This is a genomic window from Leptolyngbya sp. Cla-17 (genome assembly GCF_016807185.1).
GTDB lineage: Bacteria > Cyanobacteriota > Cyanobacteriia > Leptolyngbyales > Leptolyngbyaceae > ULC077BIN1.
Window position 1 is genome coordinate 186,583 of record NZ_JAEVYN010000003.1, and the last position, 19,839, is coordinate 206,421.

General features: G+C 49.0%; 15 protein-coding genes. 14 read left to right on the forward strand and 1 reads right to left on the reverse strand.

Annotated features, from left to right (window positions below; genetic code table 11):
- Positions 1–75: 75 nt before the first annotated feature.
- Entirely contained in the window at positions 76–786 is a 711-nt protein-coding gene (locus JOY44_RS25580; protein ID WP_171576389.1) for a response regulator transcription factor, read from the reverse strand.
- Between the two features lie 361 nt (positions 787–1,147).
- Between JOY44_RS25580 and JOY44_RS25585 the strand changes: the two genes are divergently transcribed.
- The 14 genes from JOY44_RS25585 to JOY44_RS25650 all read left to right on the forward strand — a co-directional run bounded on the left by JOY44_RS25585 (position 1,148) and on the right by JOY44_RS25650 (position 19,833).
- Complete coding sequence (locus JOY44_RS25585) at positions 1,148–1,876, forward strand: hypothetical protein (protein WP_171576390.1); 729 nt, start codon at positions 1,148–1,150, stop codon at positions 1,874–1,876.
- A gap of 72 nt (positions 1,877–1,948) precedes the next feature.
- Positions 1,949–2,356 (forward strand): hypothetical protein, encoded by a 408-nt coding sequence (locus JOY44_RS25590; RefSeq protein WP_171576391.1) that lies wholly within the window; start codon positions 1,949–1,951, stop codon positions 2,354–2,356.
- The gene (locus JOY44_RS25595) at positions 2,353–5,178 is read left to right on the forward strand and encodes a hypothetical protein (RefSeq protein WP_242541876.1); all 2,826 of its coding nucleotides are present in this window, start codon (positions 2,353–2,355) and stop codon (positions 5,176–5,178) included. The genes JOY44_RS25590 and JOY44_RS25595 overlap by 4 nt, the downstream gene beginning before the upstream one ends.
- Positions 5,168–6,235: a hypothetical protein gene (locus JOY44_RS25600; protein WP_203032177.1), complete on the forward strand. Its 1,068-nt coding sequence runs from the start codon at positions 5,168–5,170 to the stop codon at positions 6,233–6,235. The genes JOY44_RS25595 and JOY44_RS25600 overlap by 11 nt, the downstream gene beginning before the upstream one ends.
- A gap of 82 nt (positions 6,236–6,317) precedes the next feature.
- On the forward strand, positions 6,318–7,445 hold the full coding sequence (locus JOY44_RS25605; protein ID WP_171576393.1) for a hypothetical protein: 1,128 nt from the start codon (positions 6,318–6,320) through the stop codon (positions 7,443–7,445).
- A 33-nt stretch (positions 7,446–7,478) separates the two neighbouring features.
- Positions 7,479–8,237 carry a hypothetical protein gene (locus JOY44_RS25610; protein WP_171576394.1) on the forward strand — a complete coding sequence of 253 codons (759 nt, stop codon included), beginning with the start codon at positions 7,479–7,481 and terminating at the stop codon, positions 8,235–8,237.
- A gap of 39 nt (positions 8,238–8,276) precedes the next feature.
- Positions 8,277–9,932 (forward strand): TrbI/VirB10 family protein, encoded by a 1,656-nt coding sequence (locus JOY44_RS25615; protein WP_171576395.1) that lies wholly within the window; start codon positions 8,277–8,279, stop codon positions 9,930–9,932.
- Entirely contained in the window at positions 9,929–10,741 is an 813-nt protein-coding gene (locus JOY44_RS25620; RefSeq protein ID WP_197985777.1) for a hypothetical protein, read from the forward strand. The genes JOY44_RS25615 and JOY44_RS25620 overlap by 4 nt, the downstream gene beginning before the upstream one ends.
- Before the next feature lie 4 nt (positions 10,742–10,745).
- On the forward strand, positions 10,746–12,050 hold the full coding sequence (locus tag JOY44_RS25625) for a hypothetical protein (RefSeq protein WP_171576396.1): 1,305 nt from the start codon (positions 10,746–10,748) through the stop codon (positions 12,048–12,050).
- A 7-nt stretch (positions 12,051–12,057) separates the two neighbouring features.
- Positions 12,058–13,872 carry a type IV secretory system conjugative DNA transfer family protein gene (locus JOY44_RS25630; protein ID WP_242541877.1) on the forward strand — a complete coding sequence of 605 codons (1,815 nt, stop codon included), beginning with the start codon at positions 12,058–12,060 and terminating at the stop codon, positions 13,870–13,872.
- 14 nt (positions 13,873–13,886) lie between these two features.
- Positions 13,887–15,344, forward strand: coding sequence for a hypothetical protein (locus JOY44_RS25635; RefSeq protein ID WP_171576397.1), 1,458 nt, complete (start codon positions 13,887–13,889; stop codon positions 15,342–15,344).
- A gap of 34 nt (positions 15,345–15,378) precedes the next feature.
- Complete coding sequence (locus JOY44_RS25640; RefSeq protein ID WP_171576398.1) at positions 15,379–17,613, forward strand: hypothetical protein; 2,235 nt, start codon at positions 15,379–15,381, stop codon at positions 17,611–17,613.
- Positions 17,613–18,131 carry a hypothetical protein gene (locus JOY44_RS25645; protein ID WP_171576399.1) on the forward strand — a complete coding sequence of 173 codons (519 nt, stop codon included), beginning with the start codon at positions 17,613–17,615 and terminating at the stop codon, positions 18,129–18,131. Before JOY44_RS25640 ends, JOY44_RS25645 begins: the two co-directional genes overlap by 1 nt.
- 19 nt (positions 18,132–18,150) lie before the next feature.
- Entirely contained in the window at positions 18,151–19,833 is a 1,683-nt protein-coding gene (locus JOY44_RS25650; RefSeq protein ID WP_171576400.1) for a hypothetical protein, read from the forward strand.
- Positions 19,834–19,839: the final 6 nt, after the last annotated feature.

A 19,839-nucleotide genomic window follows, 5' to 3' on the forward strand; every position in this document is an offset into this window, starting at 1 on the left:
AGGTTCGTCCTTTATTTAGAAGGTCTCTCGCACTCATGGTTAATAATGCTACTTCTTAATAGATTTTTCTGAGAATTAATCAGGGGCATCATCAAAACTATATCCAACTCTTAGATGAGTCTTGATGTAACGCTCTCGATACTCCAAAGGGCAAATTTTATCTCGCAATCGTTTAATGTAACTGTCCATTGAACGTTCGTCCCCCACAAAGTTTTCTCCTCTCACTGCATTTAACAATTGATTTCGGGTAAACACGACTCGTGGTCGAGATGCCATCTTAAACAGCAAATCAAATTCCACAGGTGACAAAGTGACTGTCTCCCGCTCCCCATCGGGTTCTTGTTGCACAAACACTTCTCGTCGCGCTGGATCGATGAGAAAATGGGGGGTTTCGAGGGGACGGTGCTCTGGATGAGTTAACCGCCTTGATCGCCTGAGCATCGCCCGGACCCGTGCGATTAACTCCTGGGGGCTGAATGGTTTAGGAAGATAATCATCGGCTCCAGCGGTGTAACCCATGATGCGATCGCCCTCAGACGCTTTAGCCGTCAACATCATAATCAGTGGCTCTTTTTTGGGGCTTTTACGAATTTGTTCACACACATCTAACCCATTCATTTTAGGCAGATTCAAATCTAGAATGACAACATCGGGTTCCTTCTGCTCAAATAACTTCAGCCCAGACTCGCCATCATAGGCGACTGAGCAAGAATAGCCTTCGGTCTCCAAGCACCTGCGAATCAGCGACGCAATGTTGTGCTCGTCTTCTACTACCAAAATTTCCATAACCTAAAACCTATGCGCGTTGATCAGGAAGTCGCTATGTGTAGAAAAGCCGTTTTTCCTTCGCGCTATTGACGCAATCCCTCACACCAATTTTGCCATACAGCACAAAATTTATCTCTACCTTGATAATGACATTTTTACCAAAAGTTCAGTCTGCTGGCTTTGGATGTTAGTTCCACAAAATTAGTACGTAACAGTTGCCAGTTTGGATGTATGGTTCTTGCCTCTGGCAACAAGTTGCGAATGCCATAGAAATCCTGAACCATGCCATGCCCATGCCACATCGCCTATCTAATCTCAAAACTAGAACCCTCATTCATCCAGTCCTATGACCTGGTTTCCTAGTTATTGAGAGAAAGATATGCCAACAACCACAACCGTCGCTTCTTCCCCGGATGAAACCGTTGCTGAGATAACTCGTCAAAAGCTGCAACTGTCGCTGTCAACTCCTTTAGCTTCAGAAGAAACTCCTCTTGTCGTCTCTCAATCAAAGTCACACAAGCGCTTTGGCTTGCGCTCGCTATTTGCTCAATTCTTTACGAGTGAGTTTCGTGTTCGACTCCGGAGAATAGCTCCCTGGCTTATCTCTGGTGGTATTTTAGGTCTGAATCTGGTCATGCACGCTCCCACCTTCGTTTTGGGTGCTTGCATTGCTGGGCTGACAGTACAAATTGTCAAAGCCATCATCAAGAGTAATCCTTTGTGCCAACGCATCTGGCAAACGTTGCTGGAAAAAGCTGGTATTCCTGAGCACAAGCTGCCCTGGATGGCTGTTTGCTTTGGTTCTGGTGCTTGGCTGGCAGCCGCACTCCCTTCTCATGCCCTATTTTTTCAAGCCGCTGAAGAGTATGTTCAGACCATTTTTGCAGGTGCAAATACGGGTGGTGGAGCAGCGGGTGTTGATGGACTCATCCCTTTGCTATTTGGTACGCTGCGGGTTATTTTCGTCCTCTACATCGGAATTGCACTGGTTCGTGTGATCAACGCCTTTAGAAATGATGAAGACTGGCAAACAGCCGCCAGAATTCCGTTGATCACAGTTCTGTGTATTGTGATTGGAGATGCCCTCTCTACCTTGATCGTGACGTAAGGAGTGGTTGCTGCTTCTCAACGAAGGAAATTCTATTTTGTCCTAAGTTCCCAACAATTTTTGTCCTTCAATATGCCTACTGAACACGACTACAACTTTGACGAATTCATTCCTGTTAACCAGGTGCTCAACTCAAAGCCTCAGCTCGGTCCTATTCCAGGAGAACAGGTAATTCCGTGGGTTGTGATTGCTATCATTTCCTACGTTCTTTGCCAGGGCATTTTCGGACTTGGTTGGCTACCCACGCTGCTTGTTGTTGTCTGGGGTTGTGCCAGTTGGTGGGTGTTAACTGGAAATGAAGGTTGGCGGTTCTTGAGCAAGTTTCATGGGGTTCCAACCTGGAAGCAAGGCGGACCCGTTCAATATGAAAGCTTGCTTGATCAGCCGTCTTCCTTACGCAAAGATAAACGCGCTGCAACTTGTTCCAGCAAGAACAGTAAGAAGAGGAAGACTCAGGTGCAACGGAGGATATCGAGATGAAGCCTAAATTAGGTAAGCAGCGGGTGGCGGTAATTGAACGAAACAAGAAGCAAACAGTTACGCAAACCGCGTTTGAAGACTTCAATCATCTGGAAGGTTTTGCCCAGATCAATCTGAAGGGGCGGAGTGTAGGGGCTGCGCTGCTTCAAAAGGGCAAAAACCGATTTTGCTTTGTGTTTGGATTTAAGGCAACTGGAATCCACGACACGCTCAAGCCAGACCAAGTTCAACCTACTTTAAGGGGGTTTGAATCTGCTTTGAAGGAATTGCCCAATGGAGAACGGTTGACGGTTCACCTTAGCTCTTTTACCTCTGATAGCGATCGCCAAGCAGAACTAGATCGATTGCTGAGTAGAGCACCTTCATCCGAGCTGCGTCTGCTGTTGATGAGTGAAAAAGCGAGAGCACAGGAATTAAAAAATTCTGGCACTCGCAAACCCAAGTCCCTCTATCTCTATGCCACCTATACCATCGAACCCAACCAGAAAGTGACAAATGATGCTGACTGGATTGAAAAAGCTTTAGCAAAAGGGGTTGAGGTTTGGGAATTATTCAAAGGCAATGGCGATCGCGTTGTGCAAGAACGATTTGAAACAATGCTCCAGCGTGCTTTTAGTGAAGGCTACTTGCGCTGGGAGCATTTGCTCAATATCAAAATGGGGTTGGACATTAAGCCCATGAGTGTCCAGGACATTTGGACACAAGTGTGGCATCGATTTAACTGGAGTCCTGCCCCTCCGGTTCCACAGCATATTGTGATGTCTGAGCGGGGCATCCAAGAAATCGTTCAAAAAGATGTTCACGCTGTCAGTACTCTCATACAAGGGGAGTATGGGTACTCCAATGTCCCGCAAGCAGATCGACGCTGGCTTAAGGTGAAAGGAAAGTATGTTGGCGCTTTGACCTTTAATGCTAAACCGGGTGGCTTCAACAATATGAGCGGGCAATTGCGCTACCTCTGGGATGTCCTCTGCCGTCCGCATGTCGTTGATACTGAAATTTTCTGTCAGATCACCAGTCGCAACTCTACACTGGTGAAAACCAATGTGCAGCGCATTCTTAAACAAAGTAATGTGGCAGCACAATTGGCAGAACAAAGCCGCAGTATTGACGTAGCGGCGCAGGTCAAAGTCCGGCGATCGGTACAGGCACAGGAAAAGCTCTATGAAGGGGCTGTTCCAGTCAATATTGCGACCGTCTTTCTAGTTCACCGAAACAATCTGGATCAATTGGATGAGGCATGTGCTGCTTTATCTGATTGCTTCCTGTTGCCTGCCAAAGTGATTCGTGAAACTGAAATTGCATGGCGCGTTTGGCTGCAAACACTGCCGATCTCCTGGGAAAGATTGTTAAGTGCGCCATTCAAACGGCAGCTCACATACCTGACCAGTGAAGCACCGGGTCTGATTCCTCTGACCTTGACTCATCCAGGTGACTCTAAAGGCTTTGAACTGATTGCTGATGATGGGGGTACTCCCGTCCGAATTGACTTCATTGAGGAACATCGGAATATTGCCGTGTTTGGCACGACCCGCTCCGGGAAATCAGTTCTGGTATCGGGGGCAATGTCACAGTTTCTCGCTGAAGGCTACCCGATCGTCTGTCTGGACTATCCCAAACCAGATGGCACCTCAACCTTCACCGACTATGCTGAATTTCTTAAACCCAGAGCTGCGTATTTCGACATTGGACGTGAGTCCAACAATCTATTTGAGATGCCAGATCTACGGCATTTGAACTTAGACGAAGAGAAGCTACGTGAACGGTTTGAGGAATATCGCTCCTTCCTGGAGGGAGCACTGGTCACGATGGTCTTGCCAACCACTCAGCAAGATCCCCTGTTGGAGAATACGGTACGGGCACTGATCGGTCGAGCATTGGGCAACTTCTTCAAAGACCCCGACATTCGCAAGCGATATGACGAGGCTCAAGAAAATGGATTTGGCTCAGTGGCTTGGAATGATACTCCAACCCTGGCTGATTTCATGCAGTTCTGCTCTCTAGAAAAATTAGGAGTAGAAGATGAAATTGGCGTTGTTCGGAGTGCTCATTCGCAGATTCAGCTTCAACTAGAATACTGGCTAGGTTCTCGTGTGGGACGCGCAATCAGCCGACCTTCGTCATTTCCAACCGATGCTCAACTGCTGGTTTTTGCACTGCGAAATATCTCCAATGAAAATGAAGCTGCTGTACTCTCGTTGAGTGCCTATTCAGCCGCACTTAGACGAGCGTTGGAAAGTCCAAAGTCAATCTTTTTTATTGACGAGTCTCCGATTCTGTTTGCGTTTTCAACGATCGCTCGCTTAATTGGACGATTGTGTGCCAACGGTGCTAAGGCTGGGATTCGCACATTTCTATCTGCACAAGATCCTGGCACAATCGTCAACTCTGTTGCTGGGTCGCAAATTATGGAAAACATGAATACGCGACTTGTGGGACGGATTCAACCGATCGCCGTCGAATCATTCGTTAAAAACCTCTCCTACGAACGCTCAATTATTGCTCGAAATGCAGGAGAGTTCTTCTTTCCAAAACGCTCAGAACTTTACTCCAACTGGTTATTAGACATTAATGGCACTTATACCTACTGTCGTTATTATCCCAGCCCAATACAAATTGCGGCAGTTGCTAACAATCCGGATGAGCAGCTTGCTCGAACCCGTGTCTTAGCCCAATATCCCAGTGATCATCTGCTGGGAATGGCAAAGTTTGCCGAGCAGTATGTAAAAGCGATTCGTTCTGGTTCTAGCCTCAATGAGATTGGGGCATCTCCGATATCGACTCATTCTCATTCAAGGAATATCCTCTCCCATGCTGCCTGAATCTTCTTTACAAACTACAAACTCAACTTTGAAGACGGTACAACCGCCTGTCCAACCAAAACGTGCTACGCAATCTCAGTTCAAACTATGGGCTTGGACATTAATGCTGATTATTACAGGAATAGGAATTGTTCCGATTGCCAAAGCCGCTCCCTTAGATGAACTGACAGGCACATTACAGCAAACAGTCACAGATGTCACTCAGAAGGCACTTAACCCGATCGGGCAGATCCAACAACAGATTGGCGATACCGTTGGCGGACTGACTCGCCCACTCGAAAATCTGGGGAATTTTGGAAACATATTTGGTGGAGGCAACCCAATCGGAAACCTCTTAAATCCATTCACTCAGCAGATCTCACAATACTTCCAGGTATTCAACGACTTCATTAACCGCAGCATGTCCAATATTTTTGGCGATGTGTTGGGTGGCATTTTTGGTAATGGTACAAATTCTGCTAACGGCACTGGAGACAACGGAGACAGCAGTCCTACAGGAGCATTGGGACTTCCTGACTTTGAAGCCGTGCATCAACAGATTGAGCAACAGACAGTCGATGGTGGCGCGAATGGGGCAGCGAACGCTCAAATGCAGAAAGTAGACCAGTTTAACCTCAACCCCTTAGTGCTGGCGCAATCCGTCAAGTCTGAAACGGATCGAACAATGAACCGAGGAATGGCATCTAGTGTGGTTGGCAAAGCAGGTCAAAACGCAATGGTGCAGGAATTACAGGGTGCGGGACAAACGCTCCAAACCATTCAGAGCAAAGCTCAAGAAGCCCAGGGAAAAGATGTTACGCAAGATGTGATGAAAGACCTGGTGACATTACAAGCAGGGCAATCTGCATTGCAAGGAGGGGCTTACACCAACCTGATGCTCCTGCGTCAACAAACGGCGGCAAACAGTCTTGTGATGTCTAACATCTCCGATGCGGTTGACGAAACAAATCGAATGCAGCACTCAGAAAAAATTGCGGGAGCCGTTAGCCTGATTCAGGCTTCTGGAAGCGTTTACCTGCCTGGAGCCACGGGTAATCAAACAAATGGTAATCCATAGTTAGACAAAAGCTGCTCAATGCCATACGGCAGTCAGATCGCCTGACTACCGTAAAAATATCGACTGATAAGAGACCTTGACTATGCTGAATCTTCTCTCTTCTCCCTTGCTTGGCGCACTTGGTGCTGGAGACATTCTTCAACGCGGCATTGACACCACGCAAGGGATTGCCCAAGCCTGGAATAATCACTGGCTTAATATCTTTCAAAGTCAGCTATATGCCACGATCGTTGGAATGGCTGGGCTATTTGCGGCAGGCTCGCTCGTTTTTTTCATGCTGCAATTCATTCGCCGTATGGTTCATGAAGAAGACTATCACTCAGCCTTACAAAGCCTGCTTATCCCGCTTGTCATCGTTGTTCTGCTAGCAAACAATGGCAACCTGCTAGGAAAAATTACCTTTAGTTTGCGAGGAGTCATCCACAACGTTTCAGAGCAGGTCTTATCAACCACGCTCCTGGAGGTCAAACTCCAGGATGCGATTCAAGCCTCTGTGGATAAAGGGGTAGTGTCAAGCCAGATTGGGGCGTTGCTGAGTCAATGTCAGGGGATGGTTGGGGAGCGGCAGGTTGAGTGTATGAAAAACGCTAACCAGCAAGCCCAGCAAGTTATTCAGGATTATCAGTCGAAGCATCCTGTGGGAAACGCTTTCGCAGATTTGGGTAATTTGCTGTCTCAAACTCCAAACCTGCGTGCTGCTCAAGGTGCTGGTGAAGCGTTTGAAGGTGGTCTTGATCAAGGTCTCTTATTTGGTGGGGCGAGCTATGCGGCTGGTTTTCTAGGTGCTATCTCTCAATCTCTCGTTCAAGTTGTGCTATTAGCATTTCAATGGGCGTTCGCCAATATCCTCGAAATTGCCATGCTGCTCACTGGATTGATGGGACCGATCGCGGTAGCAGGCGCATTCTTATATGACGGCAAATCAATGTGGGCGTGGTTAACCGGGTTCTTTTCCTTGGGAATGGCGCAGGTTTGCTACAACATCATCGTGGGAGTCGCAGCGGTGGTAGTCGTCAATGCCGAAGTGACAGACACAATGGGCTTTCTGGTGATTATTGCTCTGCTTGCACCCGCTCTGGCTCTGGCATTAGCAGCTGGCGGTGGAATGACTGTTTTCCATGTAATTAACAGTGGCGCAGTTGGAATGCTGTCAACCGTTGCTGCCAATGTCCCTGGACTCAAGAATTTCCGTGGCATTCTCGCTCGGTAGTCCATCACCCACCCATTTGAGGCTTAGGTCATCATGCAGTTAATGAGTAAGAAACGACGGTTTGATTCGTCAGATATTCTCCCGATGTTCGCGCTTGGCACGTTGGGACTTCAAATTTTGATTTTGTTTCTAACTCTTGCTATCGCGACTGGAACCTGGGCAGTGGCTCGAAAACCGTCTCCTTCAATGGTGCAACTTGACAATGGGCGATCGATTGCGATGGAACCAGTCGATCACTTTTCTCGAACGCCAGTCACGGTTCACCAGTTTGTCAAAAATGGGTTAGGAATGCTGTTCACCTGGAATGCAAAGCTTACTTCTAAAAATGGGGCAGGAGCGACCGATCAAGCAAGCCGAGGATCGTTAAGTGATCCAGGAGTTCAGGTGGGCAGAGGTCGAATTACAACTGGAACCTGGCAAGCTTCGTTCATGGTGGCTGAGGATTTTCGCAATCCTTTCCTACAAGAGGTTGCCAAAATGACCCCGAACGGCGTGTTCAGTAATGCGGCTCAAAGCGTCTTGAGCTTTGAATCGGTCTCAGATCCAAAGCCAGTCAAACCGGGAATATGGCAGGTCGATGTGGTTGCCAATCTGTTGATCTTTGATGGTGCACATCCGCAAGGGCGTGTCATTCCATTCAACAAATCTGTTTTTGTGCAAGCCGTTGAACCGACCAGTGACCCTCTACCAGAAAACTCCACTCCAATTCAACAAGCCGTCTATCAAGCGCAGCAAAGCGGATTACGCATTACCGAAATGCGTGATCTGGAGATTCAGCAGCTTACCCGTTAGACCTCGCTACCAACCTCGCAATGATTAGACCTCGATATCATGCATCCCTCTTCCCAATCCTCCAATCCTCAACAATCCCCATCCTCAGAGTGGGATGATCTTGCGGCGATGACTGGCTTCGTCTTGGAACCTCCTCCCGGCAAGCCTGCTCCACCTTCAACGGCAACTGCCGTTCTTGAACGAGAGTCTGCTTCTGACCAGCCAGAAATTCTAGAGGAAACCGTTGACCCAGAAGCATTCGATCCAGAGGCTTCAGAGGAAGAGTTCCTGCTTGACCCCGAAGATCTGGAAGGGGAAGAGGCGTATTCCACCGCTAAAACAAAAACTCCAATCTGGAGTGATCCATTTGCCAAAGCTGGACTGGTCTCAATCCTGATGGCAGGTGCGGTTGGCACGGTGGGTTTGTTCCTTTTGAGTGTGAATAGTTGGGATGACAAAGCTGCCACAAAACCGCCTCCGCCATCTCCTGAGCCGACACCGACCGCTGATCCATCAGCACAGGAGATCGGCAGACTCAAGACTGAAACAGCTCTAAGAACCCAAACGCAAACGATCGCGCAAACCAAACAGAATACTGCTCCACGTCTTCCCACCAAACCAAACACTCAGAAGAGTCCGCTTAAGACTGCTTCAACGAGGTCGTTATCTTCCACCCCGGTTCGTACTCCCGCCCCCGTTGCAGTCGCTCCACCTGTCCGCAGCTATACCCCGGTTATTAGCCCTTCCCCGATTGCACGTTCTGCACCTTTGACAGATAAGCCGCTTAACTCAGTTCCAGAAAACAAAGAGCCGAACCAGGCATGGCAAGATGCAGTAACGGTTGGTAGCTTTGGTCAGGGGAGCGATGGAGGAGAGGATCTCTCTACTGCTGAACCGGCGATGGACTCGTCTGTTTCACCCTCTTCCCTGGGCACTCCTTCCTCTACACCATCGGCAGTAACAGCACAATCTAAGTCTTTGAACAGCGGCGATACTCGCCACCAGGAATTTGGTAGTCCGCAGCGGTACGACGCTGATGTGAATGCCATCATGACGGGTGAGCCAAGTCAGGTATCCCAATTGATGCCTGGATCTACGGCAGCCGCCACGCTCAACACCCCGATTGTGTGGGCAGAAGATATCCAGCAAAAGCAGCCGCAGCAATTCACAGTTCAACTCAATGAACCCTTGCTTGGATCAGATGGCTCAGTCGCGCTTCCGGCTGGAACAGAGTTGGTTGCTCAAGTGGATGCGGTGTCTGATAGCGGCATGGTTCAACTTTCTGTTTCCTCCGTTGTTATCCCTTCTGCCGCAGGCTCTCAAATCGTTCAGGCACCACCAGGCTCGCTGACGATCACGGGCGAGGGTGGCAATCCAGTCATGGCGGACAACATCAACAGAGAGAGGGGCAGATTCGGTAAAGACCTGATGGTGGCGCTCACGGGTGCATTGGGTCAGACTGGCAAACTGTTAAATCGCCCTCAAAGCGAGAGTGTAACCTCAACTCCCTCTCTGTCATCCTCCAACATCACGAACGGTAAGACCGACATTGGCGGTGCATTGCTTGAAGGGGCATTTGGGGCAGTGCAGAAGCAAATGACCGATCGCAATCAACAGTCAGCAGAGAGCAACCGCAATCGAACAAAAGTTTGGCGGGTTCCTGCCGGAAAGCAACTTCAAGTACAAACCAATTCCATATTTGAGGTGGCGCGATGAAAAAGCATCTGCTTTCTTTAACAATGATTCCACTGCTCGTCGGTATTGTGTTCAGTTCTATCACTCCGGCGATCGCTGCACCACTCGTGCGGCAGGTGTCCCAATCTCAGGCACAGGGGCTAAAGGGTAATGGCGCATCCGTAACCGTTTGGCAGGGATCTGGCACTAATATCGATTTCACCCGAACAGGTGAGACGATTTTAAGAGCGTGGCTCGACGACCCCAGCAAGATCGCAGTTGATTTTGATGGTTCGTTAGGAAAGCGTTCTGGAGCCAGTATTGTCCACTTAAAGCGTGTGACAGGAATTCAATTCCCCAACATTCCCCGAACAGAATCGACGCTGTTGACGGTCATTACTCAATCGCAATACGGCAGAAAAACTTACCTATTCCAGGTTGGTTACGGGTCTGGCAAGCCCCAATATGCCTCCATTGCAATCACACCCGATAATCAAAACCTGATTGATGGGGGTGGAGTGGTTGTGGCTGGCAATCGTACCGCCAACTGGAACGATGTTGAGCGCGGACTGCAACGGGCACTGAGCCAGCGGTTAATTTCCTCATCTAGCCCGGTGGCAAAGCGTGTACGGTCATTTTTAGCTCAAGTTCGTAACGGGATGCCGATGCAGCAGGCGGCGCAGCTATCGCAACTATCACTAGCCGTTGTGTCCAAACTGGCTGAAATGGGGTACTCAACAACAACTCCTGCGACACTCCCAAATCCCTCATCCCCTGCTCCTTCTGTTTTTCCCTCGTCTGTAACCCCTGCGTCAAGTTCGCAGTCAACTTCAACTCCTGGAGGTGTGTAACACTATGTCCTTTTGTCGTGTTATTCCTATTGTTCTTGCTGCTGTCTGCTGGGGGTTTACATCACTTCCAACAAAAGCCGCCAGTATTCCGACCGTAACGGTTCAACAAGGCGAACGATCCGCCACTGCCCCAAACTGGGAGGCTCTAACGTTTGCTAAATTACCCAGGCTTCAAACATCGGGAGCGGTTGGATTGCGCTCTTGGCGAACAGGTCAACCGTTGGATCAAGTCCTTACCCTGAGCGACTTTGAACACAACTTCCGCCTGCAAGACTTGAACTTATTTACGATTGCGGTTGGTACTCAAGTTTCACCGGAAGCGGTCAAATTGAGCCAGTTCAAGCTGTTTGAGCGTCAAACGTTAGCCGATTTAGCTGGGGCAATTCCAAAGTTGGGTACTCAACCGATCGCTAAGGTGCCGTTACTCAAAGATCGGCTCAGTGTAGTCTTTCCACGTCCCAACCTGGCTCGCACACTCAATGAAATCATTACCAGCGATCCGCAACTAGGAACCGTTAACTTTATCAACTTTGATTTATCGCGCTATACGCTCAAAGATTTTCCAGGATTGTTGTCTGTACCATTGCAACGATTTCAGTTCTGGCAGACTGCTCGAATTAGCGATGTTCCTGGGCTAAAAGAATTGCCCTGGAGCTTCTTTCCGGTTCCGCCTCAATCCAGTGGCTCTGTTGGCATCATGAAGCTGACTGGCAAGTTGGGGGGTAACAGTCTATCGGGAAGTGATATTGCTGGGTACAGAGTGCCTTGTAACACCATTACCTGCTCTGGAATTCAGTTATCTGGCGATCAAGCCATTCATCGAAAAGTTTGGCTGACAGGTCGGCAACTGGTTCAAGGTGGACAGGGGGAAGGTGCTCAGTTGAGTAATGGGCTTGAACCAACTGGGCGTAATATCTTCAGCAATGCTTTTAAGGTCGTGCTAACAGAAGCGAGTCAGCAAAGCATCAAGACAGCTTTGTATTTTCGTGCTTGTCAACTGTCCTCATCAATCGAACCCAATTGTTCCCCATTCGTGATTGGACCTGTTCCTTTCATCAGCTATCGCCCTGGTGATGGCATTGTCGTAGGTGACATTGAGAATGACACCGAAATGGCTGAGGTGAAACAGGTACACGGCTTTGCCGTTACCGCAAGGGTCGCCCAACCACTTAAACGCGAAACGCCACAAGAACCTGTTCCAATCATTGAGCCGGACGACCCACGCGAAACGCTCCAAGAAAAGCTACTAGCACTTACAGAAGGCTTACGGCAGTGGCTTAAAACGGTATTCCCTGATCTCACCGCTTGAGGTTGAAATGCAACCCTCTCCCTTGATGCAATCCCAAACAATCGCCTTCCGTGCCAGTGAGCCAAATACGTTTGTCCAGAGTGGCTCTCAGTATGGGGGTGGAATCCTCCAGTCCCTTAAAGGGGGCAATGGTCTCATGCTGCTGATTGTGGCGATTGGCTGGATTTCCCTCGCCTGGTTAGGGAAAGGTCGGAAGAATGGCAACAAGATCGCCACCGGCTACCTGGCTGGCGATCGCGAAAAACGAACCGCTCGTAAACGTGCTCTAGACCAACTGGAAAAGCGTAAGCACAATGCGGTGACGCTTTATGCCGGACTGTTTAAGCGCAATGACAAAGGGAAACCTGTTGCTGGAAAGAAAACACTTTGGATTCCGGACGCAAACCGGGGGATTGCCGTGTGTGGTGGACCTGGATCAGGGAAAACCTTCTCACTGATTAATCCGGCGATTCGCTCTGCCATTCAAGAAGGCATCCCCTTGTGTATTTACGATTTCAAATATCCAGAGCAGGCAGAATTGCTCGTGCCGTTTGCGGCAAAGCATGGGTACGATGTCAAAGTGTTTGCTCCAGGCTTTGAAGAATCTGAAGTTTGTAACCCCTTAGACTTCCTCCACAGCCCTGATGATGCGTTAATGGCGCGGCAAATTGCGACGGTGATGAACCGTAACTTTGCGCTCTCTGCCAACGCTTCGGAAGACAAATTTTTCGCCGATGCCGGAGACCAGTTGACCCAGGCGATGCTGATGCTGGCAAAGGGTTTACCAGCGCCCGACATTCTGACTGCATCCACCATTCTGAGCCTGTCGAAACTGCCAGAACGAATTCAAGCGGCGTGGGAACGGAGTGAATCCGGTCAGGGGCATCCCATTAGCCAGTGGGTTTATCTGGCGTTCTCGCAGCTTCTACAACTGGCAGGCAGTGAAAAAACAGTATCAGGGGTCGTTGGAACAGCAAGCAAAGTCTTTAGCCGTTTCCTTAGCCCGGAACTGGTGGGTGCGTTTTGTGGACCCACCACACTGCCATTAGACCTGGAAGGCAAACGCATGATTGTGTTAGGTCTCGATCGCCAGCGCCGGGATGCGGTTGCTCCACTGGTTGCGACTATTCTGCATATGCTGGTGGCTCGCAACGCCCGCAGTGGTCGCAAAGATCCGTTTCTGGTCGCCGTTGACGAGCTGCCCACCGTCTACCTGCCAACCCTGACTCAGTGGCTCAACGAGAATCGTTCTCTTGGGCAAGTCACCTTAATTGGCTATCAGAACTTGAACCAATTAGAGAAAGCCTACTCGCGTGAGATCAGCCGCGCCATTCTGGGTGGTTGTGCCACAAAAGCCATTTTCAACCCACAGGAATCCGAGAGCGCCCGGATGTTTAGTGACTATATCGGTGAAGAAGAACTCACCACGCGCCAAAAAAGCCGCAGTACAGGCAAAGGTGGGGGCAGTACCAGTACTGGAGAGCATTTGCATAAACGAGCGATCGTAGAGTCTGCACAATTCAACAAGTTTGTTGCCGGAAAATGTGTGTTCATTAATCCTGCCTATGGCACTAGGGATGAAGGCTCGATTCCAATGATCACGAGAATCACGTTACCCAAAGAGGATATTAAGGCGGATGAATGGAGCCGCAGTAAATGGGAAAAAGTGCGACAACGATTAATCGAACGGTCTCAACAAGAGTTCTTTTCTGAGGAACATAGCCGAGAACAAATTGCGAAACGAATGGCGATCGCCCAAGAGTATTTCCCGGCACCAGAGGAGAAACCTGCTAAAGGAGGAACCCGTTCTCAAGAAGACGGAAAAGTCAAAGTCACGTTTTAGGGAGACCTTAATTTATGGCTACAGCACCGATTGAAGAAACGGATACACAAACTCAGCCGATCGCTGAACTGAAAGTGTTTGGCAAAGGCAAGGGTGCAATGGTTTTTGAAGATGTCGCTCTAGCAGCGGCTGAAATTTTAGGGGTACAACCCGAATTGACCCGAAATGAAGATCCCATGCTCAAAATTGATGCCGCACAGTTTGAAACGGTGCAGGCAGGATTAGAGGAGCGTGGCTATCAAGTCTCTTTCGTTAAAGAGAAGACCGCTAATATCACGTTGCATGGACACAGTGCCACCATCTACGGACAAGCTGCAAAAGATGTGGCTCAGGAGTTCAATCTTCCGTTGGGACAAACTAGCAAACAAACTCCCAAAGTAAAACTGGATCGAGATGATGTTGATTCTATTGCGGAGTGGCTGAAATCTCAAGGCTACAAAGTGGAATCTCAAGAGCTTGAAAGTAACTTGAAGCCCAAAGTGGTTTTCCGAGAGGCACCAGATGGCGAAACCTACCATGTCTATGATGGCTCTGCCAAAAACCTGGCGAAAGCTCTGGAACGTGAACCAGACGAAACTCCGGGTGGGAGACCCATGCTCACTTTTGATCGCGCAGAGTACCGACAGATCAAGCAGGAATTTGGTGAGAGCTTAGACATTGCTACCAAGGATCTGAAACTGGAAGCGACGATCGCAACCTACGACGGCAATAACGGCAAAGGGGCAGTGATTACGGGTGCTGTGGCTCAAGAAGTTGCCGGGGTATTAGGTCTAGAAACAGGCTATACCAAGCCCTCTGCTACAACGGGTACGGCAATGCCTAAACTCAACCTGACTGAATCGCAAATCAAGCCCGCCAAAGAAGCGTTGGAATCGCAAGGGTATAAGGTTTCTTTTAAGGAACTAGAGGCGAGCAATGTTGCCAATGTCAGTTTATATCCAGATGGAGGAGCCGTTCTATTTGGTAAGCCTGCGGAGATTGTTGCTGAAAAAATGGGTGCTTCAATGGAGCAGACAACAAAGCAAACTCCGATGCTAAAACTGTCTCAATCCAATGTGAATGATGCGATCGCGATTCTCAAAAGCGAGGGTTACGAAATCAATACAACAAATCGGCAGTCTGCAAGTCAGCCTGCGGATCAAGCAGAATCCTCCAGCCGCCCACGCCGCGTTGTCAAAGAAGTCACACTTGCCCCAGAGAACCAGACGAATGTCGGAGACTTGATGACCTATTTCCAGGCAGCAGGGGTGGACAAAGCAGATGATAGAGCCACTGGACTATCGCTTGAATATGCTGAAGGGAAGCTAACGGCAATCACCTCTGAAGGTCACACATTGACCGTTGAAGGAGACTCAGTACGAACGAATTTTAACAGTGCTGACTTCAAGGAATTGGCAGATTTTTCACACAAGACAAATCAGGCTTTAGCAGTAGAAAGCGAGTTTGACTACGATTTTGAAGTTGATGATTAGTAGTCATCGCAATCATGCTTGATGGAGGGACACGATGGTATTTACAGTCAGTGAAGCAAGTGCCGAGAAAATCGAACGGGATATTTCTGAACTTTATCGAGCACTTGCCCGAATACTCAATCAGGACATTCCTGAAATTCCTGAGCCACAACCTGTGTTACCTTCCATTGAAATGCAGGCGGAGTTGGAAGAGGAGTCATTTATTGATGGAGAAGTACTCCCCGAATTGAACGTGTTGATGGGCACTGAGCAGGCACAGCTGATCGGCAGGGAACCTGATTTGCTGCGTGGAGTTGACCCAATCGCCATAGAGGGGAACGATCCACCTTTATTGCAAGCCTCAGAAGCAGCAGAGGTTCGACTTCAAATTGGCAACACATTAATTGCTCGTCCGCTCCTCGCCATCCCTGAAGCGTTGGAAGCAGCGCTTCCAGAAAAGATTGCAGCTTTGCGTGCAGCAGTTGAGCGTCCGGTGTTACCTCAACAGGCAGCTGTTGTAGAGGTGGTAGATGGTGAAATTTTAGATGTCGAAGTCAATGGTGTGCAGCAATTTCATCAAACTGAACAAGGAGTGATTGCAGCGAATTCACTATATCCAGTCCTAGTGGAGCAGAATGCAGTTGCGGTCGCCAATGGGCAGCGACAGATTCAACTTCAACAGCTTCAAGACCTCGCTAATTATCTGCTGGAGTTTTACGCTGCACCATCGGACAGTGGCTCTCGAATGATGAGCCTTGAGATTGATGAGGAGCGCAACCCAATTTATGGAACATCCCCTCACCTCATGCTTGGCTCGTCAGATGAAGGGGTATGGATACTCAAGCTTCCAGATGAGAATAATCCTGATCTCCAAAACGAAGAAGTGGTGATTGCCGCCAAACTGTCTGGTCAACTTAAAGAAGACCTGTTGGGGCAACCAGAATTCAATCCGTTTCTGGCAAATCAAGCTTATGGCGTTCTGCAACGCGAACTAGGGCGGCAGGTAGAGGCTCATGCGGCTGTTCAATCCCGGTTAGTGGATGCAGCTAATGTCTTTGCTCAACCTGACGCAGAAGTAACTATCCGAACTGCCTACTACAATCTGCAAATTAGTTCGGATGCTGAGGATGTTACCGAAATCGGTTGCATTTCTTCTGAAAACCAGGAGGTTCTTAAGCCTGTTCTGACCCGCCAAACCGATGGCAGTTATGTCTCTTTAGCTGAAGATTTAGAACCGATCGCCTATGGGCTAGAACAACAAGCGGCTGCAATATTACAGGTTGAGCAGTTTGGGCAGTGGAATGCTCAACAAACGATGTCGGTAGAGCAATACTACCGCGCCATGCCCAATCAACTGCTGGAGCAAGCCTCTGAAGATATCTGCGGAATCAGGATGCCTCTGGCTTCTGTTGGAGCAGGACTGGATCGAGAAACACTCATCGCAACCATTTTTGACCATCAAGGGGCTGAGTTAAAAGAGCGTAGTCTGGTTGCGGCTCAAGCGATCGCGGATTACCTTGACCCACAAGCCCAGCAAGACTTGCTAAAGATTTATTCGGGTGCTGTGCGCTATGAGCTGTACCGTCCCTATCAAGGCTCAACAGAATTGGAAGGTATCTGTGCTTACGTCAAAGATACAGCACAGCCATTTATTTCGATTGCAGGTGTAGAAGATGGTCCAACACTCCCAACTCAACTAGAAGGGTTAAGCAATCTGGCAGCAGACCTGAGGCAGATTGCAGTCGAACCTCAAATGGTCTTGCGACCCATTGGGGAAGTCGAAACGGTTACAGGAAAAGAGCTTGGAGACTTAGAATATCTACATGGAGCAGTGGTGGCAGAGTCCCCCGTTGTGTTAGTGCAGGTCGATGACCAGGGACGACCAATCGTCACCGCTCCTGTTGTGGCGCATGTGGAAGCCACTGAAGACGAAGTGAAGACGGACGTTAAAGACCGTGAAAGGGACTTGGCTCTCCCCTTAGTCGAGCCATCCAGTGTCGTTTGGGAGAACCTGACGGCGATCGCCGACTACCTGGAATGCAATCTGGATGTTGCGATCGCCCAAGAAAGTAGCAGCGGTTTAACCGCGAGTTTTGATGCAAATAATTTGTTGAAGTTGCAAACGCCGGAGGGACGAATGCTGATTGTTGGTTTGGCAAGCGAGGTGCAAACTGACTTTACTGAATCAGACTTTCAAGCCGTTGCAACCTTAGCTCAAAAGACCACTCTGGCAATGGCTGCTGAGGTTGATGTTGATGAGCAGTTTGACTATGAAATGGAGTGTGAATAATGCATAATCCGTTGATTCCTGCGAGTTGGCAACAGCCGTGGCAAGACTTTTACGACACCTTTAAGGCGGCAACTACGGAAACGAAATTAACCCCTCTTGAGGTTGAGAGAACGACTGGTGACAGTGGCAACAACTCTCACCTGAATCAAGCTCTCGGTCAACTGCGTCCTGCAATTCTAGTTCCTGCTTCTTGGGGCTTATCTTCAGAAGCGCTTGTGGCTTTAAGTGAGAATCCAGGCTGGATTGAACGACTGATTGAAGAGAACCGTAAGCCGCCACTGCCACCCAAATATACTCCCCAGGTGATCGAGATCTGGTTTGATGAGATCTTATTTATCCGCTGGATAAACGGGCTAATCGGTTATCTGCGTTCATGCCCTAAAACGTATCAGCCTCCTTTGATGGAAATCTACTTTGATGAGCAGCTTGCTCTGGCATTAGTACAGGGAGAGGTTGTTGTAAATCGAGCTACTGCAATGGTTCGTGTGGACGAGGTTCTCGGACGTTTAGCTGCATAAGTTTACGAGGGATTTTACGATGTCAACTTCTTCAGTTAACCAACTTATTGATGCGATTGCTGAAAGGTCAGGTGTTGATCCAGAGGCGATGGATCTCAAGATTCGATTTGGTAAAAATGGGCGCACAATTTTCGGTCAGATGGCATCCGGTGAACAACGCGATGAACTAACCGAAGACCGGATTGATTTAATTTCAGCAGTTATCAAAGAGGCACCCAGTCAGGGGGGTGAACTCAACGATTACGCCCAGAAAAATCCGCAACTAGAAATTCGCTCTGGGGACAACATCTTATTTCGTCAAGAACGAGATGGGGTTGTTTCCACGAATGCGCTTTGGCAACCAGAGACAGAGGTTGTCCTGGATAATTCCTGGAGTACTCAGATTGCCGCTATTCCTGCAATCGTTTCTGAGCCTGAAGGCTTGTCTATCACCACTCCACAAGAGGCGGCGCAAGCCATTATTTCTATGGCTGATGAGTTGATGAATCCGTTGGGTGATCCATCCTTAACAGAACCTGTTGTGATGGTTGGCGACTATGCATTGGTGGCGCAAGGTAACAATCTTGCTGTGATGCTGAATGAATCGCCTGTTGCTTATCGTATGGGAACCGAAGCGATCGCAGTAGCAGGAACTTCTCCAGCGATCGCGCAAGCGTTTTCTCAATGGGTAGCTGAGCCACCTCTTAGCCTGCCAATTACCACGGAGTTTTACCACGATTCTGCTCAAGAAACCCATCTTGCCGAGGTGCTGACAATTGACTTACCTCCTGCATTGGTGGTTGCATCGCAGCAAATCGCCCAACTTCCAGAATCTGACAGCAAAGCTTTTTTCCAATCCGTTGTTGAAGACCTGGCTGCTCATTCGCAGAGGGCAGTACAGGCGGTGAAGGATGGATTGGAGAGTGAAACGTTTCAGACGGTGAAGCAAACAGTTCTAGAGAGGGCGAAAAAGACTTTCAAAGCGGTTCAAGAAGAACTTGGGAGTGAGCGGGTTCAAACTCTCAAACAACAGGCTCAAAGCTCGTTACAAGCAGGAGGGACGAAAGCCTTAGAAGTAGGTGGACGCGGGCTGGAGAAGGCAGGGCAATGGCTTGCCTCTCGACCTGCTGCCATTCGGACTCACCAGGCTGCAAAAGCGGCATTAGAAGTCTTCAATCAAGGTTTTGAGCGTACCCAGGAACGGCAGTATGAACACCACGACTTCCGTGTCGCTTTTGAGGGGCAAACCACTTATCGGCTGAGTGATAGAGAAACAGGTCAAGACCTGCTGCGGTTCAAAGTGGAGAGCGTTTTCTATCAGAAAGACCCCAAAATCACGGTTTTGGAGCAGCCGGAGACACTCTCTCGTGAACAGAGTCAAGCTTTGTCTTTGATGCGGCAGGATGCTGAAAATGTCCGGGGGTCCGAACGGGGAGAACAACATCATGCCCAGAAGAGTGAGCAGTTTGCGATCGCGGCTAGATCTGTTGCCCAATACAACGAGACGAATCACTATCAAGACCATCATTACTCCGTTGAGATTGGCTCAAATTCGCTGGTGGTGATGGCTGTTGATGGTCGGGGTGAACTTTATCATCAGCAGGGTGATCAGATTGAATCGCGACTTGAAACACAAGATTTTGAGCGTGCCAGCAAGGTGATGCAAATGCTTCAACAGGTCGCTCAAACCCAAGAAACGAATCGCGACTTTGAACTGAATTAAAAGGAG